At 38.0% G+C, this 23,811-nt stretch carries 19 protein-coding genes and 1 tRNA gene; 6 read left to right on the top strand and 14 right to left on the bottom strand.

Going from position 1 to position 23,811, the window contains the following annotated elements:
- Positions 1-80: 80 nt before the first annotated feature.
- The 12 genes from B5X53_RS02445 to B5X53_RS02390 form a co-directional block, all read right to left on the bottom strand.
- On the bottom strand, positions 81-2,225 hold the full coding sequence (locus tag B5X53_RS02445) for a glycoside hydrolase family 97 protein (protein ID WP_079711635.1): 2,145 nt from the start codon (positions 2,223-2,225) through the stop codon (positions 81-83).
- 80 nt (positions 2,226-2,305) lie between these two features.
- Positions 2,306-4,018 carry a hypothetical protein gene (locus tag B5X53_RS02440; RefSeq protein WP_143533230.1) on the bottom strand — a complete coding sequence of 571 codons (1,713 nt, stop codon included), beginning with the start codon at positions 4,016-4,018 and terminating at the stop codon, positions 2,306-2,308.
- 10 nt (positions 4,019-4,028) lie between these two features.
- Positions 4,029-5,189 (bottom strand): DUF4249 domain-containing protein, encoded by a 1,161-nt coding sequence (locus B5X53_RS02435; RefSeq protein WP_079711633.1) that lies wholly within the window; start codon positions 5,187-5,189, stop codon positions 4,029-4,031.
- An 18-nt stretch (positions 5,190-5,207) separates the two neighbouring features.
- Positions 5,208-7,994 carry a TonB-dependent receptor plug domain-containing protein gene (locus B5X53_RS02430; RefSeq protein WP_079711632.1) on the bottom strand — a complete coding sequence of 929 codons (2,787 nt, stop codon included), beginning with the start codon at positions 7,992-7,994 and terminating at the stop codon, positions 5,208-5,210.
- A gap of 5 nt (positions 7,995-7,999) precedes the next feature.
- Positions 8,000-8,725, bottom strand: coding sequence for a hypothetical protein (locus B5X53_RS02425; protein ID WP_079711631.1), 726 nt, complete (start codon positions 8,723-8,725; stop codon positions 8,000-8,002).
- Between the two features lie 137 nt (positions 8,726-8,862).
- Positions 8,863-9,123 (bottom strand): hypothetical protein, encoded by a 261-nt coding sequence (locus B5X53_RS02420; RefSeq protein ID WP_079711630.1) that lies wholly within the window; start codon positions 9,121-9,123, stop codon positions 8,863-8,865.
- A gap of 263 nt (positions 9,124-9,386) precedes the next feature.
- On the bottom strand, positions 9,387-10,484 hold the full coding sequence (locus tag B5X53_RS02415) for a Gfo/Idh/MocA family protein (protein ID WP_079711629.1): 1,098 nt from the start codon (positions 10,482-10,484) through the stop codon (positions 9,387-9,389).
- Between the two features lie 63 nt (positions 10,485-10,547).
- Entirely contained in the window at positions 10,548-11,570 is a 1,023-nt protein-coding gene (locus B5X53_RS02410; RefSeq protein ID WP_079711628.1) for a hypothetical protein, read from the bottom strand.
- 64 nt (positions 11,571-11,634) lie between these two features.
- Positions 11,635-12,297: a hypothetical protein gene (locus B5X53_RS02405; protein ID WP_079711627.1), complete on the bottom strand. Its 663-nt coding sequence runs from the start codon at positions 12,295-12,297 to the stop codon at positions 11,635-11,637.
- A gap of 119 nt (positions 12,298-12,416) precedes the next feature.
- Positions 12,417-13,430: an acyl-CoA dehydrogenase family protein gene (locus B5X53_RS02400; RefSeq protein ID WP_079711626.1), complete on the bottom strand. Its 1,014-nt coding sequence runs from the start codon at positions 13,428-13,430 to the stop codon at positions 12,417-12,419.
- Positions 13,399-14,004 (bottom strand): nicotinamide riboside transporter PnuC, encoded by a 606-nt coding sequence (pnuC, locus tag B5X53_RS02395; RefSeq protein ID WP_079711725.1) that lies wholly within the window; start codon positions 14,002-14,004, stop codon positions 13,399-13,401. The genes B5X53_RS02400 and pnuC overlap by 32 nt, the downstream gene beginning before the upstream one ends.
- Positions 14,005-14,268: 264 nt before the next feature.
- A tRNA-Arg gene (locus B5X53_RS02390) sits at positions 14,269-14,340 on the bottom strand.
- Positions 14,341-14,460: 120 nt separating this feature from the next.
- On the opposite strand from B5X53_RS02390, the gene B5X53_RS02385 reads away from it, so the two are divergent.
- The 4 genes from B5X53_RS02385 to B5X53_RS02370 are packed head-to-tail and all read left to right on the top strand — an operon-like array spanning position 14,461 to position 16,972.
- The gene (locus B5X53_RS02385) at positions 14,461-14,760 is read left to right on the top strand and encodes a hypothetical protein (protein ID WP_079711625.1); all 300 of its coding nucleotides are present in this window, start codon (positions 14,461-14,463) and stop codon (positions 14,758-14,760) included.
- 51 nt (positions 14,761-14,811) lie between these two features.
- Positions 14,812-15,507, top strand: a complete 696-nt coding sequence (locus B5X53_RS02380; protein ID WP_079711624.1) for a DUF2490 domain-containing protein — start codon at positions 14,812-14,814, stop codon at positions 15,505-15,507.
- Positions 15,508-15,558: 51 nt separating this feature from the next.
- Positions 15,559-16,548, top strand: coding sequence for a DUF1028 domain-containing protein (locus B5X53_RS02375; protein WP_101022998.1), 990 nt, complete (start codon positions 15,559-15,561; stop codon positions 16,546-16,548).
- A gap of 43 nt (positions 16,549-16,591) precedes the next feature.
- Positions 16,592-16,972, top strand: coding sequence for a hypothetical protein (locus tag B5X53_RS02370; RefSeq protein ID WP_079711622.1), 381 nt, complete (start codon positions 16,592-16,594; stop codon positions 16,970-16,972).
- A gap of 85 nt (positions 16,973-17,057) precedes the next feature.
- Here the strand turns inward: B5X53_RS02370 and B5X53_RS02365 are convergent, their stop codons facing one another.
- The gene (locus B5X53_RS02365; protein WP_079711621.1) at positions 17,058-18,608 is read right to left on the bottom strand and encodes a M20/M25/M40 family metallo-hydrolase; all 1,551 of its coding nucleotides are present in this window, start codon (positions 18,606-18,608) and stop codon (positions 17,058-17,060) included.
- A 142-nt stretch (positions 18,609-18,750) separates the two neighbouring features.
- Between B5X53_RS02365 and B5X53_RS02360 the strand changes: the two genes are divergently transcribed.
- Positions 18,751-21,144 (top strand): S9 family peptidase, encoded by a 2,394-nt coding sequence (locus B5X53_RS02360; protein ID WP_079711620.1) that lies wholly within the window; start codon positions 18,751-18,753, stop codon positions 21,142-21,144.
- On the top strand, positions 21,144-22,370 hold the full coding sequence (locus B5X53_RS02355; RefSeq protein ID WP_079711619.1) for a cysteine desulfurase-like protein: 1,227 nt from the start codon (positions 21,144-21,146) through the stop codon (positions 22,368-22,370). The genes B5X53_RS02360 and B5X53_RS02355 overlap by 1 nt, the downstream gene beginning before the upstream one ends.
- Before the next feature lie 217 nt (positions 22,371-22,587).
- Here B5X53_RS02355 and B5X53_RS02350 read toward each other — a convergent pair whose 3' ends face one another.
- Positions 22,588-23,730: a cystathionine gamma-synthase gene (locus B5X53_RS02350; RefSeq protein WP_079711618.1), complete on the bottom strand. Its 1,143-nt coding sequence runs from the start codon at positions 23,728-23,730 to the stop codon at positions 22,588-22,590.
- Positions 23,731-23,811: the final 81 nt, after the last annotated feature.

Below are 23,811 nucleotides of genomic sequence, written 5' to 3'. Positions count from 1 at the left end.
AAAAGGAAACCCCCGCCCAATTGACGAGGGTTTCAACTTTATTTTTTACAGTATACAATCTAAATTCTACATTATACGAATTACAACTTCTCTAAATCCCTGATTTCAGATTTATCAGCTTCCATAATGCTTATTGCATAACCACCACCGGGAGCAGATTTTTGTGAAAGTTCAGACTTGCTGTTTACGCGATATTTTTTGATTTCATAAGCCTGCGGATTCTCTTTGTAATGCGCATCTTCGGCATCGGCATAAACCGTGGCGATATAAGATTTTCCTTTTTCAAGAAAATCGAATTCAATTTCTGAAATTCTTGGGGTTTCCCCGTTTACATTTCCAACAAACCAGTTATTCCCGTCTTTTTCCTTTCGGGCAATGGTGATATAATCTCCGGGCTCAGCTTCCAGGTAAACACTTTTGTCCCAATCTATCGCAACATCTTTTATAAACTGAAATGCATCCATAAACTGCTCGTAATGCTTAGGTAAATCGGCTGCCATCTGCAATGGAGAATACATCGTGACATACAAAGCCAACTGATTCGCCAGCGTGCTATTTACGTGGGAATTGTTATCTGGATTCAGTTTGCTGATATCCATTTCAAAAATTCCCGGTGTATAATCCATAGGACCGCCAATTAAACGTGTAAACGGCAAAACGGTAACGTGATTTGGTTTGTTTCCGCCGAAGGCTTGATATTCGGTTCCACGAGCCGATTCGTTGGCGATTAGGTTAGGCCAGGTTCTCGCAATTCCGGTGGGTCTTACAGCCTCGTGCGCATTGATCATAATCTCGTATTCAGCAGCCTTTTCCAGTGCATATTGATAGTGGTTAACAATCCACTGACTGTAATGATTTTCCCCCCGCGGAAGAATATCCCCTACATAACCGGTTTTTACGGCGTTATAATTATTGGCTTTCATAAACTGATAGGCCGTATCTAAATGCCTTTCGTAATTTCTAACCGAAGCTGAAGTTTCGTGGTGCATAATCATTTCTACATCTTTGCTTTTCGCGTATTCCCTAATTTCATCTACATCAAAATCGGGGTAAGGCGTTACAAAATCAAAAACATAATCTTTAGAATTTCCAAACCAGTCTTCCCAGCCTACATTCCAGCCCTCAACCAACAGACCGTCAAAGCCGTGTTCTGAAGCAAAATCAATATAATATTTTACATTTTCGGTAGTCGCGGCGTGGGTATCGTTTGGTTCGGCCGCTTCAAAATCGGTTTCGCCAAGTTTAACCGCAGCAAATTCATCGGTATAATCCCAGGAGCTCATTCCCGTGATCATTTCCCACCAAACACCCATATATTTCATGGGTTTAATCCAGGAAGGATCTTCAATTTTATTAGGTTCATTCAGGTTATAAGTGATTCTGGAAGACAGGATATCTTTCGCATTATCACTAACAATTACAGTTCTCCAGGGAGTTTGCCCCGGGGAAATCATAAAAGCCTTGTCGCCATTAACATCCGGAGTTAACCAGGATTCAAAAACCATACTTTCATCGTCCAAGTTAAGGTGCATCGCAGGATAATCCAACAAAGCAGCTTCGTGTAAATTAATATAAATCCCGTCTTCAGTTTTAAGCATCAGCGAAGTTTGCACGCCGGTTGGGGAAAAAGACTTTTGGGAAACATTAGCGGTAACCGCTTTTTCCATCAATCCTCTTATTTCTGAAAGTTTACTCTCGGTATAATCGTATTCCTGGGTATCGTAATCGCCGGCGATCCAAAAAGCAGTGTGATCTCCGGTCATGGCAAATTCGGTTTTTTCATCTGAAATCACGAAGTGCGCCAGATTGTTTTGCTGCGGAAATTCATATCTAAATCCGAGACCATCATTAAACAAACGGAAACGAATCAGCATTTTACGTTCTGAATCTTCCTGATTTAAATGAACCACAAGTTCGTTATAATGATTTCTAATCTCGTTTTCCTCACCCCAAACCGGTGTCCAGGTTTCATCAAAAGCATATTCTTCGGTATTTTCTATGCTAAAATTTGAAGTGAGAGCGTGTTCTTCATTTTTTAACTCTACTCCCAGTTTACTGGTTTCTACTACAGTTTTTCCTTCATAATCCAGTTTATAAACCGGGGTACCATCTTCCTCAAGGGAGAAATTCAATTGCAGGTTTCCATTGGGAGATTCAAGCGTTTGCGCCTGCAGGCTCCCTAAAACAGCCAGGTAAAACAGGCTTAATATTAAGCGACTTTTCATAAATTCTACTTTAAAGTGTGTGAATCTACAAAAGTACGGTTTTAAGGAGTTTTGGGAAGCAAATTAGCCTTGAGAAAAGTTTATTTCACTTCAAATTGTTTCTTTAAACTAATGGGCTCTCCATCCCGAGTGAAACCTTCCAGGCTAATTTCAAAAGTGCCCGTAACATCTGAAGTAAAGAATTCAATCGCCTTATTTTTCTCTTCAAGCTCAATGTGAGGCATCCAGAAAAGTTGATACCTAAAATCGGGGATTCTATTAAATTTTTCAGGCTGATTATAGTTTTGAAAACTATAATTTTTATCCAACTGCGGACTTTTAATTTTAATTTCGGTTAGCTTATCTAAACTTTCCACATAATCACCTTCAATAGTTTTCACCTTTATTAGACCTTGCGCCACCGTAGGACCCAGGTAAAAATTATTGCGAAAAACTTCTATACTTTCCACTTTTTCTGAAGGATAATTAATAAAATGAGAATGGTCTTCTACTAAAACATTATCTACCAATAATAATGGCGGCAAACCATAATCCAGGGAGTTTTGAATGCCGCTTACCCTAAACTCAGGCTCTCCCTGTTCATCTTTTCTAATTCTCGCCAAATAAATGAATTCTACAAAAGTCTCCTCTAGCGTTTTAAACCGGGTATATTTATCCAGTACATATAACTGTGATTCCCCAGGATACAATTCTTTATTTTCCATTTCAGCAACCGGAAGACTATCAGCTTTTACTTCAAAAAAAGCGTTTTCTATTTGGTGATGAATACTGCGTTGTAAAATTTCATCATTGGCTTCCGCACTTATTTTGTAATCTTTAAAAACTAAGGCTGAAGTATTGATTTTTTCCTTTTTCCTCAACTGAATTTTATAATTTGAATCCTCGTCGTTTAAAACCTGAAGCAGCGCGGTTTCACCATCAAACTTTTCATCCAGGTTAACGAAAAACTCTCCCGTGTTGTTCACAACCGAAGTTCTAAAAATTTGTTGATTTCCATTAATTGATAAAGCAACTTGTGGTTTACGATTTGAATTGATGGGCATAGGTGAAATACTTCCCAATAGTAACTCTCCCCTTAACTCCGGAATAAAATATTCTGAATTGGATTTATTTTCAATTTCATAATTTCTGCCATAGTTAGCGCTGGTTGGTTTTTCGGGGACTTCAAATTCCTCGAGCTTATTAACTGAAATGGAAAAATTTCCTATAATCTTTTCTGTATTTAAAATTTCCAGGATGACTTTTTCCCTTTTTTCATAGGTAGTTTTCAGTACAGAAAGCGAAAGAAATTCACCGGAATTATTATCTTTTAAATTCACAGCACTAATTTCCTTATCTGTATCAATAATATCCTGTTCATTCTGGTATGGATTTATGGACAAAAGATCTGCTCTAAAGCTGTTTTTAACACCTCCGTTTTGCATCCATTGGGTATAGGCTACCAACTTATAATGACCCGAATTGACCGAATTTGGAATAAAAAAATCACTCGCTCCTACTCCATTCTCAAGGTAAATTTTATGTTTAAAAACTTCTTCACCGTTCTTATCAATCAATGCTACATAAGCTACTTTGCTGAGTCCACTTAATTTATTTTCAGCAGTATTTAGCACATAGACTTTGTAATAAAATTGAGCGCCGGGCATTAAAAGGGAAGAATTGTAATGCACAAAAACCTCTTCCTGTGGAAGTTCTTTAAAAGATTCCTGCAATTGCATATTGGACGTTACAGGCTGTGCCCACATCTCACAAAGCGGAAGGAAAACTAAGAGTATTTTAAATAAATTATTCATTTTTAACTTTTTACTCTTCCCAAAAGTCTGGTTTAACATTTGTACCCCATACATTGCAATCTATACATTCGGTTTCCACAACTTCAAAGGTTGGAAATTTGGTTCTAAGCAATTTCACATAACCACTTTGCAACACTGGAATGAGTTTTTCCAAATCTGCAGGCGTTACAGGATGTGCAGGATTACAGTCTTCGCTAAAATATGGCCTAGGATCTTCAATGCTGTAAAAATCTTGATAATCAAAAAATATTCTTTTGGTAGAAACCGAAGAAACATTAAAATAACCTAAAACCTTTACATCGGGGTTTTCAGAAATAATATTTCCTTCTACAAAACCCGGCTGATTTTGAGAAAATAAATTATCGCTGCCTGAAAGACGTTCCATGGCGTTGTAATAATAATGCGCATCCCTGCTAATACCAATTTGCCTTACCAACAAACTATAGCGTTGCGAGAGTTTTGGGTTGGCTGTTTCAACGAATTTAACCAGAAATTTTTCTACATTATTCTCACTTAAATTGCTGGTATTTGCCAGGATATAATTGGTAGAATTTAAGGTATTATAGCAAACCCGTTCTTCCCGTGTTTTAGGAATAACTTTAAATTGTCCGTTTTCATAAATAAGATCGGAGTCGGAACTATAACGCGAAACTATCTTATAGGTTTCTTCATATTCATAACGATAAAATTGAGTCGCGTCATTGGTATTATAATTATCTACCTCAATAGCAATCCCGTTTTCTCCGTTTACTGTGAGTCGCTGTGCTTCTACATTATCTATAGGCGAACTACTTGCCAATTGGGTAGGCTCTGAAGTATAAGAAACGCCATTTGCAGTCTCAATTTGAAGTTGATAATCGGTTTCGGGTTGGGCTTTGAATTGATCTACAGAATGATATTCACCGTTTTCGGCTTCCCTGAATTCATACTCGTTTCCGACTTCATCGGTAATCCGAACTGAGGCATTGCTTTCAGGCGCGGGACCATCTTCGCCAAAAAGAAATGTTCGGCTTAAATAAACCTTCTGTGTTTCTAAATCATCGGTTATTGTGGCTCTTACCGCAAGGATATTCTCATATTCATCGGTTTCAAATTCTATAGGTTCTACGCAAGACTGAAACAGGCAAAAACCGGTAAAAAGCAGTATTAATATTTGTTGTTTTGAAAACATGGTCCTGAATCTTTTAAATTAAAACCTGAAATTATACGTAATCGTAGGAATTGGTATTGAAAAAATAGAACTCTGGTATGCCTGAATATCACCATCATCGGTTACAAAAAATACCGAATACGGATTGTTCCTCCCCAACACGTTATACACTGAAATATTCCAGAAACTATGTGCGAATTTTTCAATCTTGTGATTCCCCTCTACATTAAAACTAAGATCTAACCTGTAATAATCGGGGATTCTAAATTGGTTCCTATCGCTGTAAACAGGCAGCTGACCGGTTCCCGGGTTAAATTTACCCACCGGTATAGTAACTGGCCTTCCGGTTTGATAGACAAAGTTAGCTGAAAAACTAAACCTTTTAGTTAATTTATAATTAGCAACCAGGCTAACATCGTGAGGTTTATCAAAGTTTGCTGGAAAAAAATCTCCATTATTTACCCTTTGTTCCCTAAACTCCCCATCTAACCTCAGTAAAGACCGGGAATAAGTGTATCCCAGCCACCCATTAAGCCTTCCTTCAGATTTTTTCAGTAGAAATTCTACTCCGTAAGCTTTTCCATCGCCTTGTAATACTTCGGTTTCTACATTTTCATTTAAAAATAACTGGGCTCCAACTTTGTAATCTAAAATATTATCTGATTCTTTATAATAGCCTTCAACACTAAACTCGTACATATTTTCCTTGAAATTCTTATATAATCCCAGGGAATATTGTTTTGCCTGTTGGGGCTTAATATTAAGATCGGTTAGCTTATACGTATCAGTGGGCGAAATAGTGGTGTTATTGGAAAGCGTATGAATATATTGATAGGTATTATTGTAACTTATTTTAGTAGAAAAATCGGGCAAAAAAGCATACCTGGCAGAAAGCCTGAACTCCGGCCGAGCATAGGTTTCAATTACTTCTCCATTTCCTACTTCCCGCGATCCTGTTAAAGTAGATTCGTTTCTGGGTAAACCTTCTTCGTAGGTATTTTGCGATTTTGGTCCCATAGCTGCGTACAATGAATATCTCAATCCTGCACTTATCAGCAACTCATCATTCACTTTAAAATTATCAGAAATAAAAATTGCACTCTCCAGGCCTTGTTCCCTGTCAATTTGAAAAGGCTCAACTATAGATTCACTACCCAGGGGAGAAATTTCCCCGGGATCTACAAGATAAAGTTTGCTACTTAAACCATATTCAAAATTATGGGCAGAACTATGCCGGTAATTCATCTTTATTTTCGCTTCAGTTTCATTGATGTTATACCCGGAAGTGAAATTATTATTAAACTCACTCTCGTAATCTATATCAAACTGGTAACCGCTATTTGAGACCACCACCTCCATCTCATTGCGCTCATTAAACTTATGATTAAGGTTTGCAGAAAAAACCAGGTTGCTGTACCTGAAAAGCGAATCTGAAGTAATACTAAAAACATCACGGCTGTAATACCCCGTAGTTCTCAAACTGGTCTTTTCACTGAACTTATGATTGTATTTTGCGATAAGATCATAAAACGATGCGCTGCTGTTGGAAAGAGATTCTTCGTCCAGATTTCTCAAGATCCAATCGGAATAAGTGCTTCTTCCGCCCAGCATCAAGCCAGATTTATCTTTTACAATAGGAATTTCTAAAGCAACATTACTGGTTACGGGACCCACTGAAACTTCCCCCACGAATTTTTCAGTATTAGCGTCTTTACTTTTAATATCAAATACCGATGATAGCCTACCGCCGTATTCGGCAGGAATATTTCCTTTATAAATATCTACCTCGCCCGTTGTAAAAGGGTTTATTCCTGAGAAAATTCCGAAGAAATGGGCAGGATTATAAATTACCGCATCGTCAAGTAAAATAAGATTTTGATCGGTTTTTCCGCCCCTAACATTATAACCGGCAGCACCTTCCCCTGCGGTTGTTATTCCTGGCAAAGTAGTGGCAACCTTTAGAATATCCCTTTCGCCAAGTACCAGGGGAATATTTTTAATTTGGCTTACGTCTATACTTTCTACTCCGGCAATAACGCTCCTCACATTACGATCGGCTTCGGAGTCTACCAAAACTTCTCCTAACTGCTCAAAACTTTCATCCAGGCTAAGGTTTAGTTGACCATCATTATAAATTACAATCCGTTTTTTAACGTCTAAATTTCCCAGCGAAATAGTTTCAATAATACTGGCGCCTGCCGGAAGTTCCAGTTCATAATAACCTTCCTCATTAGTAACCGAACCCTGATTTCCACTTGCGGTTACCACCGATAAATTTGAAATAGGCAAACCGGTTTCAGCATTAGTGACAATTCCTGAAAGTATAAACCGATTTTTGGGGTTTGATTTATCTTCCTTCCCTATGTAAATTGTTTCAATTTCTTCTGCTGCAACAGTTCCTGATTCCCGGTAAAAAACAGGCTGATGATTTCTTTCTTCAGAATCTTCACTCACCGCCACGGGTTTATCATTGGCTAAAGTATCCGCGCTTCTTTCTGGATAAAAACTAGTGGGCAATTCATCATAAATAACATTATTCCTGGTGATAATAATTTGATCATTGAGAATAAAGAAATTTAGATTTGTAGCATTAAAAATTTCAGTAAGTACGGTTTCTATATCTTCATTGTTATATGAACCTGAAATTAAACTATCATCGATCCACTCCTCGGAATAAAAAAACTTGTAAGCGGTCCGGTCTTCAATCATCATCATAACTTCTTCTACCGTTGCATCTTCAAAACTTAGATCAATTCGTGGATTTTCCTGGGCTGAAAGCTTTAAAACATTGCAGAGAAAGAATAGAAAAATTAGAAATATTCTCATTCGAATTAAGAGTTATTCGATTTATATGATTCAGAAATCTCGCTAAATAATCGAAGCAAAAAGTTATCGGGGTCAGTTTCTTTTAAAGCCTGATTGGAGCTAAAATAGCTTTCGATCTTCTCCTTATGTTCGGGAAAAACATCTAACCAACCCGCTTGGGAATTTACCTTGAAATATTTCCCTGAAATAGCTACGGCATACTGCGTCGGCTCCGGTTCAAATTCAAAATAAGTAAAATTTGTAGTGAGGATTTTCTTTAATTTCTTTCGATGATTTTTGAGTAGTTTTAGCGAAGCGTCTTCACTAAATATTTCAAAAAATCCCTGAATTTCGGCATTTTTTTTCGGCGATATATTTATAAAATTTCGCCCATCAATCCTGAAGCTTTCAATTCTATTTTTAAATAATTGATAAGTTGCTTCCCCGCCTTCTTTTTTAACTCTTACAATAAGTAAATCTTCAAAAACATTATATTTTAAGTCGAGGTCGTAATAAGTTTCCCCGCTGTAAACTACGTCTCCATTCAAAAACCCAGAAGTTTGAAAAAATTTATGTTTATTATTTATAGTGGCGTGCTGTTCTACATATTCCTTCCCGTATAATAAATTGGTGTTTTCAATATTTACGAGCTCATCAAAATTTTTAAATACTTCCCTGTATTCCTGCGAAAAAACGCTGAGGTTAGTGCTAAGTAGGGCTAGAGAAAATAGAAGTATAAATTGTTGCCGCATGTTGACGTTGGTTAAGCAAACCGGAAGGGCGGTTTTTAATAAAATACTCAAGGATAATGCAGCTAAATATAAGGTCCTTATTCAATTCTTTAAAATTTAATAATGGATTTAACATAATCAATTAAATATACTTAAACCTAGGAGGCCAACATCCTAAAAAGTTCTTCGTCTATTTTGGAATTTTCGTTGCGGTGAAATTTATTGAGCAAATTGGCAATTAATTCACCTATAGCATCCTGGCGTGCTTCAGATTTGTTCATAAATTGAATTTTTCCCCAGCCGCGAATATCACAAACCATCATGTCTTTGGCATCCCATATTGTTTGTTGCCTGTTGTCGTACCTAACCGGAAATTTTAAAGTTTCCAAAGCCAAATTGTTCTTTTCATTTGAAGTCATAACTTAATTTTTAGTATTATTTTCAGCAAAATTAGACCCTAAAATTCTGGGATAGGTTATTTAAAAATTAAGGCTTGTCTCCTGATTTTTAAATGAATGTTAATCTAAAAATAAATCTAACCGATAATACAATCTTAGTATTTCCTTGACCTTGATTTAACCTGAATAAGCTTTAACTGAGTTAATTTTGAAGTGTATAATTGGGGTAAGAAAGGGGGCAATTCTGAAATAAAAGTCAATCCCCCTTTTTTTATGGAAACATTTTAGAAATCATTTTTTTGAAAATGTATGGTCTTTCCGGTTTTAGCCGATTCCATTGCTTTCTCTAAAATTTCTACAACAATAAGATTTAATGGGAGGCTGTACAAACCGAAATCGTTTACTTCTATTTCCCCATTTACAACTGCCGCCAGGTAAGAAAATGGATCGTCGTAAGGCGCTTCCAGGGAATCCAGCTTCACAATATTTTCAGGTTTATCTGCATCGGTTCGCATTTTTACAGTGGTAGCATCGCTGGCTATTGCGTAACTATTCTCACCATAAACCTCCATATCCTTTCTTGAAAAAGTCCAGTCCCACGAAGCCTGAATTACAGCTTGTGCTTTTCCATATTGAAGAATAATTGTGGCTTCATCATCAACTTCCTTATAGATCTCAGGTTTATTCTGATTGGTTACCGCAGTAACCGAAACAGGTTTTTCTCCCTTCATTAGCCAGGTCATTAAATTGGCACCGTAACAACCAAAATCCATTAAGGCACCGGCTCCGTTTTTCTCAGGATTTACCAGAATTTCAAGAAACTCCTCACTAACCCCAATTTCCTTTGGTCCCTGATGACCGGAGTTAACCATTACTTTACTAATATCCCCAAGTTGATCTTCTTCAACTAAATCTTTTATATATTGATTACTCGCATACCAGGAAGTTTCATAATTAGTAAGCACCTGAATGGAATGTTGTTTAGCCAGCTTTTCAATTTCTTTAGCATCTTTTACGGTAGTAGCCAATGGTTTTTCTACCATGACGTGAATTTTTCTTGGTGCACACGCCCTCATAACGTTAATATGTTCGTTGGTAGCCCCAAATGCTGAAACCGCATCGGGTTTTACTTTATCCAGCATTTCTTCAAAATCAGTATAAAAAAGAGATTTATCAAGATCGTAGTTTTCTGAATATTTCTTAATAAGTTCTTTATTGGTTTCATAAATACCAACAATTTCTATATCGTTTTTTCCCTCCCGGTTAAAAATCCAATTTACATGACCGTGAGTTAAGCCCGCCACCGCAACCTTTATTTTTTCCTGGGAGAAACTTTGAGAAACAAACAGGCTGAAAAGAAATAATGTACAAGCTTTTTTCATAATGGCTAATGGTATTTAGTTAGAAAAGAAATAAAAATTATTCAGCTAAAAATCTTAACCATATTACTGAACCTCAACATAATCAATTATAATAATAGAAGAACCAAAATCCTCGGCTCCACTTAGTTCCAGGAGACTCAAATCATTTTCCTGGTGATTATACTGGAGTAAATGATTTTTGCCCTCTTTAAAAACCAGTTCAGCAAACTCATTAAATTTCTTATTGCAGAAGCTCTTTCGGGCAAGTTGACGGGCCGAGAACCTTCCTACCTCCGGCAGCGCTTCAAATTCATTATTGTCAAGATTCAGTTTATAGGCTTCCATTTCACCCATCAAAGAACTACCCCTAACCGGCAATAAACCAAAAAGAAAATCATCAGTTCCGTTGTTAGCGAGGTTGCTTATAAAAAGTTCGGTATCAGAAATTTCAAGCGGCTTAAGCGTTTTGGCGGATAAATCAATTTGCAGAAGTTCAGCCTTTTCCAACTCCCCGGTGGTGGAGCTTAGTGCAAACAATTTGTTACCAAGCAGGCTCGTAGAAAGGGTGAAATTATGCTCAAAAGAAATTTCTTCATAACTCAGGGTCATAGTTTCGGGATCTATCCTTACTACCCGGCTAGTATTATTGTTATTATAATCCATTTCATCTTTTACAATTCCTACCAGGTTTCCTTGCCCGGCATCCCAGTCTAAACTATTCAAGCCAGCATTTTCACCATATACTTCCACCGGAAAATCAAGTACAAAAACTTCTACAGACCTGGTTTCTTTATCCATTACCAAAACCCTACCCTGAAAGGGATCAAAAAGATGTTCGTATATAAAGATTTTTTCTTCTGAAGCCGTTACTGCATTGGGAATCATATTTAGATTATTCTGCATTGCTGAAATTGAACCAACAGCCGAAACTTCTCCTGTTTTATTCCCAATTTCGTATAAATTTCCATCGGCCCGAAGGGCCAAATAATTGAAAGTGTCTTCAATTTCTGTTTCCGGATTTTCTGAACCTCCTGGATTATTATTATCGGTAGAACAGGAAACAAATAGCAAGGTTAAAGCAAGAAATTGCAAGAAAGTAGTCTTCATAATTACATTTTAGAGGGATAAAAATAGATAAAATTTCTATCCCTCTGTAACAATTCTTTTCAGTTTATTTATCTGAATCTTCTTCTATTTCCTTCTCCCATTCTGAAGCAATTACCTCATCTTTTTTAATAAGATTTCCTGATGTTATGATCTTATATTGCGCATTTTCTGAAACCTCTAAATCCCAGATAATATTTTCTGCTTCCGGAAATTCGGCATTTCCATTCAATTGTTCTTCAAACAATCTTTTAACGATATTCCTGTCAGAAAGTCCGTCGTTTAATATTCTCAATATCGTAGCTTCATCGAGGCTGGAATCGGAATTTGAAGAAGTTATAGAACAATTAATAATCGTAGCGCTGGAACTGGGGAATTTCCCGTTGTAGGCTTTAAAAAGCAGTTGGTTCACGTGGAATAATCTGGATTGTAATTCCATTTCAGGATACTCTTCACAAACCGTATCTATCAACATATCGTTGGAGATTTGCTCAATTTGCCCTTCAGATAATTCCTCGCCCAGCTTGTAATCTAGAATCACTTTAGCCGCTTCACCGGGTTCAAAATCGGTTATGGCCATAAATAGCAATTCCCTTAAACTTTCAGGATCGGAATCTTCAGCGTCAGGATAATCAAATCTTTTTAGCAATTCTATATAATCTTCCTTTGACCAATATTCCCGGATTTCATCCACTGTTTGAACTTTCTCTATATTTATTTTATATTTCATCTTAAGTTTTTAATCGGTTTTTAAATATTTTACCGCATTGATCATGATAATCATTTTCTAACACTAAACAGATGAATTAACTTTAAATCTTATTTCAATTTCGCAAATTTTAAAAAGTTCTATTTCGTAAAAATATGATGTTGGGTTGCGGTAAAATAATCACTAAACACCTGGTTTGAATGATGACCGTTTATGCTGGCTTTTACGCCTAAAAATGGGTAGATTTCAATAATATTTTTTGAAAGATTTTTTACTGAATGGGAAGCTGAAGAATGAATTTCTTCTGAATAAGGATCTAAGATTTTATTGCCGGCTGCAATTTCATCTTCAATAGCTTTGGAATATGCTGAAACTTCATCCTGGGAAACAGCAATACATTTTTCTAAGTTCTTCAGAATACTTGCTGAAGTAAAACTGCGTGCTTCTTCCAGAAAATGCTCGGCCATTCCCACATAATTAACCCAAAGCGTTAAATCGGCAAAAAAAGAAAACGGAATTTTAAAAATATCCTGCGGCTGGTAAAATTCATTATAAATAAAACTGAAACCTGCCGGGACCAGAATATTTTTCACTTCAAAAGAATGCGTAACCGAAGCCTTTAACCCCATCGTGTTCCAATCTTCAATAATTTTTACTTCGTTTTTAGGTAAAATAAACGATCGTATGTATGGTGATCCATCTTCATTTAATAAAGCTTTACCATTTTCATAAATTTCAGCATTCAAGGTAAAATGCGTCAAATAATTTGCGCCTGTTGCGTAGCGCCAGGTTCCGGAAATTTTATAATTATCTCCAATTTTTTCAGCTGTTCCAAAAACGCCGCCACTGCCTCCTAAAATTGTACTTTTGGGAATTTTAAAAATCTGTTCTGCAACTTCAGGTTCCAGGTTTCCAATAAAGAAATTAGCACCACTGCATAAAGTTACCGTCCAGCCAAGACTACCGTCAATTCGAGCTAATTCCTGCAGTTTTGAAAGTCCTTCAGTAAGCGTATATTCCAATCCACCATATTTTTTGGGCACCCAAATATTCCAGAGATTTTCTGCTACTATCCAGCTTAAAACTTCGTCAGGAAATATATCTATGCCCAAACATAGCTCTCTAAGCGCTTGCTGCTTGTTGTCTTCTTTCATTCTTAACAATTTTTCGCCATTTAAAATATCCCGAAGTCCCTACAATAAACAGAAAAACGGTTAAACCGGCATATATGTACAACTCTTTATAAATAAGCAAAGGAATAGCAATACTATTGCTGATATTCAGAAAAATCCAGTTTTCCATTTTTCTTTTGGCCATAAGCCACATTCCCGCCCAGGCGAATCCGCTTACCGCCGCATCCCAAAACGGAACATCAGAATCGGTATGAATGCGAAGCCAATAACTCATTATTGCAAAACAAGTCAATACAATTCCCAGGGCCTTTAAATGTTCAGATTTACTGGAATAGGAAATGGGAGTTTCTTCTTCTTTTTTACCATATCTCCAGTAAAACCAGCCATAAATACTCATTACGAGGTAATAAAGGTTTAAAATGATATCGGCGTATAGTTTAGACTGGTACATTACAAACAAACTTATAAGAATGGAGACAATTCCGAATAAGTAATTATGAATGTTGTTTTTACGTGCCAGTAACACCTGAACCACTCCAAAAGTAGTGCCCAGGGCTTGTAGCCAGGTAAGTTGTGTAAAGAAATCCTCGATCATTGTCTTCATTTATTTCAATGAAATGAGGAGATGAAATAGCTGAAAATTGCAGTAATGCATCCTCAGCTAAGAAAATCCCTACGCCGGCATTATCCGGATCAGGTTCGGAGTAAATGACCTCGGGGCAAGCCCCAGAAAGCATTTTTAGAAAATATAACTTGATTCGAGACAAAACATCGTAAATATTTTAATCTCGATTATCGAGTAAAACTCCTGGGTATCATCTCAGCCTGCTTTATGGCAAGCACCCCATTTCATTTAAAGTGACCTCGCCAAGAATCGAACTTGGATCTAAAGTTTAGGAAACTTCTATTCTATCCGTTGAACTACGAGGCCGGGTAAGCCCCGCAAAAATAATAATGTTTTCAGAAATTCATCATATTAAAACTTAAAACTTCAATTGCTTACTTTCCTTTTATTATTTTTATTCCTGCTTATATTTTAAACCAAATCTTTATGAAAGCTATTATTTTAAGCCTGGTTACAGGTCTCATTTTTTTGAGTACTAATTGTGACAGGCAAAATTCTGAAGAACAAATGCAAATTACCGGAACCATAGAAAGCCAGGGAATAACTTCTTATCAATATGGAACTCACACTTTAAATACTGAAGATGAGTTTTATGCATTGAAAAGTGAAAAAGTAAGTTTGGACGAATATGTTGGTAAGGAAGTCACTATTTCGGGGTCAAAAATTGAAGGTTATCCTGTAGATGGTGGTCCGGATTATATTCTAGTTACCGAAGTGAAAGAATAGCAAATCCTTATTTTTTTCTTACGGAATGTTATATTTGCGGAAAAAGCAAAAATGAAAAAATCACTCCTTTCCGCAGTTCTGTTTAGTTTATTTATGTCATTTTCTGTCCATGCTCAAATTGACGAAGAGCAAACCGGCGCGTGGTATATGTATTTCTGGAATACAAATTTTGGTGAAAGTGAATGGGGACTTCAGGGGGATATTCAATATAGAAACTGGGATCTTGGCGGGGATTTGGAGCAATTACTTATTCGCGGCGGACTCACCTATTCCCCTAAAAATGCCGATGTAAAATTCACGCTTGGATATGGTAATATTACTTCGGGAGAATTTGGTGAAGGTAATAATACTGCAGGGGAAAGCAGGATTTACCAGGAGACTTTGCTTCCGCATAAATTGAGCGACAGATTCTACCTTACCCATCGTTTTAGATACGAGCAACGCTGGGTAGAGGATCAGGATTTTAGAACCCGTTATCGTTACAACCTGTTCTTAAATATTCCACTAAATCAGCCAAACCTGAATAAAGATGCTATTTACCTCGCTTTATATAACGAACTATTCATTAACGGCGAACGCGAAATTGGCAATGGCCGAAGTGTAGAATTATTTGATCGTAACCGATTTTATTCTGCCCTGGGTTATGCCCTAAAAGACAATCTAAAAGTCCAGGCCGGGTATATGAAGCAAACTACAGATGCAGTAAGCAAAGGACAAATTCAGCTTAGCCTGCACCATACATTTTAAGTTATTCAGCAGAGTTTCGCTATCTTTAGCTTCTAATCAGAAACCTGAATTATGAAGCAATTTTTACTCTTTTTCGCTTTAATATTTATTTCAACCATAAATACCAAAGCCCAAACTGCTGAAATTAGCGGAGACGCTTTCGCACACACATATTCTATTGTGGCTCGGGATGCAAAAACCGGTGAAATGGTCGTGGGGGTTCAAAGTCACTGGTTTTCGGTTGGCCCACTCGTGGCCTGGGGAAAATCTGGCGTTGGAGTGGTCGCCACCCAATCTTTTGTAAATCCCGCTTTTGGTCCCGAAGGACTGAAGCTATTAGACCAGGGTTATACACCCGAGGAAGCCGTGGAAAGTCTTATCAATAATGATGAAGGTCGTGATTTTAGACAACTTGCCATTTTAGGGAAGTCTGGCGATAATGCTGCATATACCGGGCAAAAATGTGTAGCAGAAGCTGAACATTTAAACGGAGATAATTTTTCGGTCCAGGCAAATATGATGTTAAATGACGAGGTTGTGCCCGCCATGGCCGAAGCTTTTGTTGAAAATGCAAATTTACCCTTAGCTGAAAGAGTTATTGCTGTTTTAAAAGCCGCACAGGATGCCGGCGGGGATATTCGAGGGAAACAATCGGCGGCTTTAATCGTGGTTGGTCCAGATAAAGTTGAAGAAGTCTGGAAAGACAAGAAAATAGATCTCAGGGTAGATGATCACGAGAATCCTATAGAAGAATTAGACCGTTTATTAAAAACGGCGAGAGCATACGAATTTATGAACCGCGGCGATCTTGCTATGGAAGAAGGAAATGTAGAAAAAGCTTTAGAGGAATATGGCACGGCTGAAAGTATGTTTCCAGATAACCTGGAAATGCGTTTTTGGAAAGCTGTGGCGCTTGCCAATAGTGATAGGTTGGACGAAGCAAAACAAATTTTTGATAGAATTTTTGAAGAGGACGAAAATTGGAGAACAATGCTGAAGCGGTTACCAAAAGCCGGACTCATAGATGTCTCCGAAGAGGAAATGGAGATGCTTACCGAGTAATCCTCATAGATTTAGTATCTTTATAACTTAAAATAATGCTGTTATGAAAATCAATTTTAATAAAGTTATGCTTGGACTTGCGGTTGTATCACTTGCCGCATTTACTTCTTGTAAAGACGCAGAAGAAAAAACTACTGAAGAAACCCAAACTGTTCCAAATACCGAAATGAGCGGAAATACTTCTGGAAATGCAGAAACGCCAGATATTAACCCTCCGCATGGAGAACCGGGTCACCGTTGTGATATGCCGGTTGGTGCTTCTTTAAGCGGAGCAAGTAGTAATAATAACACCAATGCAGGTTCAGATTCAGAGATGACATCGTCTCCAATTAGACTAAAAGAATCAAAACCGACTAAAAACCCTGCTCACGGTGAGCCTTATCACGATTGCTCGATTCCCGTAGGGGCCGATCTTGAAGGTTAATTTTGAGATTTTTAAAAGATAAGAGGTTGCTTGAAAATAGAATTATTTTCAAGCAACCTCTTTTTATTCAGAAAAAACAGGGAGTTTAATCCAGTCCTCCTTTTCTTTCTGCATCTCTTGGCTCAGGCCAGGTCATTTGCTCACCAGATCTTCTGCTAATTGGTAAAACTGCTTTTTCCCTGGAAGTAGTTTCAGGATCTTCGCTTGCCATATAGGTCATAATCGCGGTTAAGATTACGTTGCTTCTCACATCGTCAAAAACAATTTTATCATACGTATCCAAATTGGTATGCCAGGTATAGTCCCAGTAAGACCAGTTTAATGAATTAAGCATAAATGCAGGTGCACCGGCTGCTACAAATGAAGCGTGATCTGTTCCTCCACTGGATGGAGTCCCTGGGAAAGAAGTTTCAATTTCTCCCTTAATTTCCTGCGGAACCGGCTCCAGCCATCTTCTTATATAATCGTAAGCGTGCAGAAAACCCTGTCCGTTAATATTCTTAACCCTTCCGGTTCCATTATCCTGATTGAATAAGGCTTGGACATTAGCAACAATCTCTGGATTATCTTTTACAAAGGCTCGGGAACCATTAAGCCCCTGTTCTTCACCTCCCCAATGGCCGGCAATAATTGTTCGCTTCGGGTTTGGATAAAGTTTCTTAAGAATTCGCATAGTTTCCATCATTACGATAGTTCCTGTACCATTATCGGTAGCGCCGGTTCCACCATCCCAGGAATCAAAATGCGCTGAAAGGATAATATACTCTTCAGGTTTTTCACTGCCTTCAATTCTGGCAATAGTATTAAACGTCGGCATTTCGCCAAGGTCTTTAGACTGAGCAACCACTTTTAATTTGGGTGCATTATCATTTTCAGCTAAACGATAAAGCAAGCCGTAATCTTCAAGGTTAATGTCAAGAGTGGGGATTTCACTGGTGTAACCACCAAATACTTTATTTGCACCAAAGCCGTGAGACCAGTTAGAAGTAATAATTCCGACAGCTCCGGCGTTTTCAAGTGCTTTAGGTAATTCCCTGTAACCATATCCGGTTTTGCCAATTCGGTCTCTCCAAAGGGAATCGGTTTCTTTTATACTGCCCTGCATCTTTTTCCAGGACTTTTCAGTGCCCCATTCTTCCCAGTTATAAGGAGGTCTTCCCGTAGGCTCGTTTACCGATATCATCACGAATTTTCCTTTAACCAAAGAAAGCATATTAGCGAAATCAGTAGAATCTGAAGCCTCTGGCAATAGTACAACCTCAGCCGTTACTCCTTTTTTTCCTGTAGAAGGACTCCAGGCTAATTGTCTTCCTTGGAGCGTTCTTACTCTTGGCTCTACAAGGTCAATATGGGTAATGCCTCGCTCCCAGCCTCGCCAGGTGCCATATTCTTCGTTTTCAGCCGAAATTCCCCAGCTATCATATTTCTTCACCGCCCAGTCGTGCGCGTTTTTCATCTGTGGAGTTCCCACCAAACGCGGACCTACAACATCTACCAACTCGTGGGCAAGATCTTCTAATTTTGAATTTTCATTGGCCTCGTTTACAATTTTATCGACCATCTCTTCCTGTGCCTGCACTTGTAATGCCCCGACTACAAGGAATAAACTAAAAAGTGTGCGTAAATTTTTCTTCATTCTGAATTCTTAAAATTTAATTTTTCAGCGTAAAGATATTAATTAAATCTTGGTGGGCATTTTCCAGGGTTTCTTTACAGATATTATCTATTTAACTATATTGGCAGTGTTTTAAAAAATAAACCCACAACTCCTTAAATCGATGAAAAAAACGCTGCAAAACCCTTTCAATTTTAAATTTCAGTTTCTCTTTTTAATATTTATAGGTTTAAGTTTTTCCGGAATTTCACAAACAAGTGAACTTTCTTTAGAAAAAATTATGCAGGATCCTAATTGGATGGGCACCTTCCCGTCTAATGTAAAATGGAGCGCCGATAGTGAAACCATCTATTTTGATTATAATCCTGAAAAAAATGCCGAAGATTCGCTATATAAAATAGAGTTGAACAATACTTCAAAAATCAGTAAAGTGAGTTTGGAAGAAGAGCGAGGAATAATTCCGACTTACGGAGATTTTAATAAAAACCGAAGCAAAAAGATTTTTAGCAAAGATGGCAACCTCGTTATTTACGATGTGAAATCGCGTGAAACTATTCAATTATTAGACCTATCAGAAGCTATTAGTAATGCTGAATTCCTTGCAGAAGAAAATAAAATTAGCTTCAACTCAAGTGACAATGCTTTTATATACGATAGAAAAGCGGGAAGTATTAAACAACTAACCAATATCGCTGAAGGTAAGGCTGAAGAAGAAAAGGAAGATGAAACTTCAGAAAAAGATGCCTGGGTAAGGGATGAAAACCTGGAACTCCTGAAAGTTGTAAATCAACGTAAAAGCGAAAAAGAAAACAGGGAAGCCTATCAAGAGGCAACCGCTGAAAAAGAGGATTATACCTTTTACCTTGAAGATCGTGATATTAGTAATTTACAGGTTTCTCCCAATGCAAAATTTGCGACTTTCAAGCTTATTACCCGGAAGCAAGATGGAAGCACCGATGTGCCAAATTATGTAGACGAGTCCGGCTACACTGCAAACCTACCTGCCAGAAGTAAAGTTGGTGAAGATAAAACCAGCATTGAACTGGCCATTTACAATTTGGAAAAGGATACCGTTTATACTTTAAAAACAGACGATTTACCCGGAATTACCGATTTACCCGATTACGTAAAAGATTATCCCGATAAAGAATGGGAAGAAACTAAAAGAGAAGTAGCGCCTACAACGGTTTATTTTTCTGAAAATGGGGAACACGCGGTGGTGAACCTTCGTTCTAAAGACAATAAAGACCGTTGGATCGCTAAAATTGACCTGGAAACCGGCAAGCTAAACACTTTAGACCGCCAGCGGGACGAAGCCTGGATTGCGGGGCCTGGGGTTGGCTACGCTTACTACGGTGGTGAAGAAATGGGCTGGTTGCCAGACAATAAACATATTTATTTCCAGAGTGAAGAAACCGGCTATTCGCATTTGTATTTATTAGACGTGACTACCGGAAGTAAAAAAGCGCTTACAGAAGGTGATTTTGAAGTTTTTGATCCGGAACTTTCTAACAATAAAAAACATTGGTTTTTAACTACTTCTGAAGTTGGGCCCGGCGAACGCCATTTTTATAAAATGCCGGTTCTGGGAGGTAAAATGGAAAAACTTACCCAAATGGAAGGGAACAACGATGTTTACCTTTCTCCTGATGAAAAAAATATGGCCATTTTACATTCCTACAGTAACAAACCTTGGGAATTATATTTAAAGAAAACCAGGGCCAATGCTGAAGCCAAACAATTAACCGAAGGAAAATCTGAAGCATTTAGCAACTACGAATGGAGAGAACCGGAATTAATAGAATTTGAAGCCGAAGATGGCGCTATGGTGCCAGCGAGATTGTATAAGCCCGAAGCCGATGTAAAAAATGATGCCGCGGTGGTCTTTGTGCACGGAGCTGGGTATTTGCAAAACGCTCACAAATGGTGGAGCAGCTATTTTAGAGAATATATGTTCCATAATTTGTTAACCGACCTTGGCTACACCGTAATCGACATTGATTATCGCGGAAGCGCTGGTTACGGCCGTGACTGGAGAACAGGAATCTATCGCCATATGGGTGGAAAAGACTTATCTGATCAGGTTGACGGAGTAGAATACCTGGTAGAAAATCACGGAGTCAATCCTGAAAAAGTAGGAATTTATGGTGGAAGTTACGGCGGGTTTATCACTCTTATGGGAATGTTTACCGAACCCGAAACTTTTAAAGCCGGTGCTGCTTTAAGATCGGTTACCGATTGGGCACATTATAATCACGGCTATACTTCAAATATCCTAAACGAACCGGCGGCAGATCCTATTGCTTATAAAAGATCTTCCCCTATTTATTTTGCTGAAGGTCTTGAAGGGGATTTATTGATCGCCCATGGAATGGTAGATGTAAATGTTCATTTTCAGGATGTGGTAAGGCTTTCCCAACGTTTAATTGAATTGGGCAAAGAAGACTGGGAAATGGCAATTTACCCGGTAGAAGATCACGGTTTTGTAGAACCAAGCAGCTGGACCGATGAGTACCGTAGAATCCTGGAATTGTTCAACGAAAGCCTTCTAGACTAATGGATATTGAATTTGTAAGGAGTCAGTTTCCCGCACTTCAAAGAGAGTTTACTTTTATGGATAATGCCGGAGGTTCTCAAACCTTAAAAAAGGTTGCCGAGCGTATTAGCGGATATTTATTGCATCATAATGTACAATTAGGCGCTTCCTATAAAGTTTCCCGGGAAGCCGGAGAAAAACTGACTTACGCTACCAAGCAGGTCAGCAGATTTATAAATGCCGGGAAACCGGAAGAAGTGGTAATTGGCTCTTCTTCCTCTATGCTTTTACGAATTCTAAGTATTTGCATTAGCAAGCAATGGGAAGAAGGCGACGAAGTAATTGTTACCAATACCGATCACGAAGCCAATGTTTCTCCCTGGACAGATTTAAAGGAAAAAGGAATTAATGTAAAAATCTGGAAAGCCAACCCGGACACTCTGGAACTGGAAATAAGCGATCTCAACAAATTACTGAGCAATCGCACGAAACTGGTTGCCGTAACCCACGCTTCAAATATTTTGGGAAGTATAAACCCTATCAAAGAAATTGCGAAAACGGTCCATAAAGCCGGCGCGCTTATTTGTGTAGATGGAGTGGCTTACGCACCGCACCGAAGGGTAGATGTTCGCAAACTCGATGTAGATTTTTATGTTTTTAGCTGGTATAAAACCTATGGTCCGCATTTGGCTGTAATGTATGGTAAATACAATCAGCTGTACAAAATGGAAGGATTTAACCATTACTTTTTTACCAAAAAGGATGTTCCTTATAAATTTCAGCCGGGGAATTTCAATTTTGAATTAACATACAGTCTATTAGGTATTACCGAATATTTTGATCACTTATTCAAGCACGAATTTCCAAAAGAAAAGAAAGCCGAATTTCAGGAGAAAATGGATAAGGTCTTTGAGCTGATTGGCAGGCACGAAGAACGAATAAGTAAACCTTTACTCACTTATTTAGATGAACATCCCGATATTAAAATAATTGGTCGAAATATTGCAGAACGAGAAAAAAGAGTTCCCACAATTTCGTTTGTGCATACTGAGCTAAGCAGCGATCAAATAGTAGAAAAGGTTGATGATTACCGAATAGGAATTAGATTTGGTGACTTTTACGCAAAAAAACTTATTGAAGATGCAGGCTTAAAAGAAAAGAACGGTGTGGTGAGGGTAAGTTTGGTACATTATAACACCCTGGACGAAGTGCAACGATTAATATGGATTTTAAAGAAAATTTTATAATTCTTTTAGGCACGAATTCACGATTGTATAGTTACCGTTCCTATGGAGCTCTTTCGACTATTGCTATTGTTTTTCTATAAATATTGTGCCTCGATGAGGTTTCCATAGATTAGACCCAGAATCTAAATCTATAGTTTTAAGCTACGTAGGAGCGATATATTTATAAAAGTCAACATTCTAAATCCACGAGCTCCGGAGTAGCGGCATAAAAACATAACTATTCTAAAGCTTGTTTTAAATCATTAATCAGGTCTTCTTCATCCTCAATGCCTACGCTTAACCTTATTAGGGAATCCACCACTCCGGTTTTAGCTCTATCTTCTTTTGGGATAGAAGCGTGAGTCATAGTGGCGGGGTGCCCGGCTAAAGATTCTACGCCACCAAGCGATTCGGCCAGGGTGAAAACCTTCAGCTTTTCAATCAGGTTTGTTGCACTTTTTAATGTGTCTTCTGTTGTTGAAAAAGAGATCATCCCGCCAAAACCTTTCATTTGCTTTTTTGCAATATCGTGGTTGGGGTGATCTTCAAATCCAGGCCAGTAAACCTTTCCTACTCTGGGGTGTGATCTCAGGAATCTTGCAACGGCTTCTCCATTTTCACAGTGACGCTGCATTCTAAGGTGCAAAGTTTTTATTCCGCGTAAAACCAGGAAACTGTCTTGCGGACCGCAAATGGCACCGCTGGCTTTCTGAATAAAATGTAGTTTTTCAGCTAATTCTTCATCTTTTACAACTAATCCGCCCAAAACTACATCACTATGCCCCCCTAAATATTTTGTCGCGCTGTGCATCACAATATCAGCCCCGAGATCCAAAGGCTGTTGGAGATAAGGAGTAGCGAAAGTATTATCTACCGCAAGTAGTAAATTATATGTTTGGGAAAGTTTAGAAACCGCTTCAATATCAATAATATTCATCATAGGATTGGTTGGGGTTTCAATCCAGAGCATTTTGGTGTTGTCGTTTATATATTTTTCAATATTACCAGCTTCATTCATTGCAATGAAATTAAATTTAATCCCCATATTTTCAAAAATGGAAGTAAACAACCTGTAAGAACCACCATAAAGATCGTTGGTAGAAATTATTTCATCACCAGGTTTAAAAAGCTTCATCACCGCATCAATCGCCGCAAGTCCGGAGCCAAAACCTAATCCGAATTTCCCATTTTCTAAGCTGGCCAAAGATTTTTCTAAAGCAGAACGGGTTGGATTTCCGCTTCGGGAATATTCAAAACCTTTATGCCCCCCCGGTGTACTTTGTGAATATGTGGTTGTTTGATAGATAGGTGGCATTACAGATCCGTAAGCGGGATCTATATTTTCCTGCCCTCCATGTATGGTTTTAGTATTAAATTTCATAATTCTTGCGTTTATAGCAAATGTAGCGTGCTCATTGTCTTTAAGCAAAATAGGTTTATCTTTATTCGCGTATTTAACAGC

This window comes from Salegentibacter salinarum, from assembly GCF_900168115.1.
GTDB lineage: Bacteria > Bacteroidota > Bacteroidia > Flavobacteriales > Flavobacteriaceae > Salegentibacter > Salegentibacter salinarum.
This window is presented reverse-complemented; position numbering and strand designations above follow the sequence as displayed.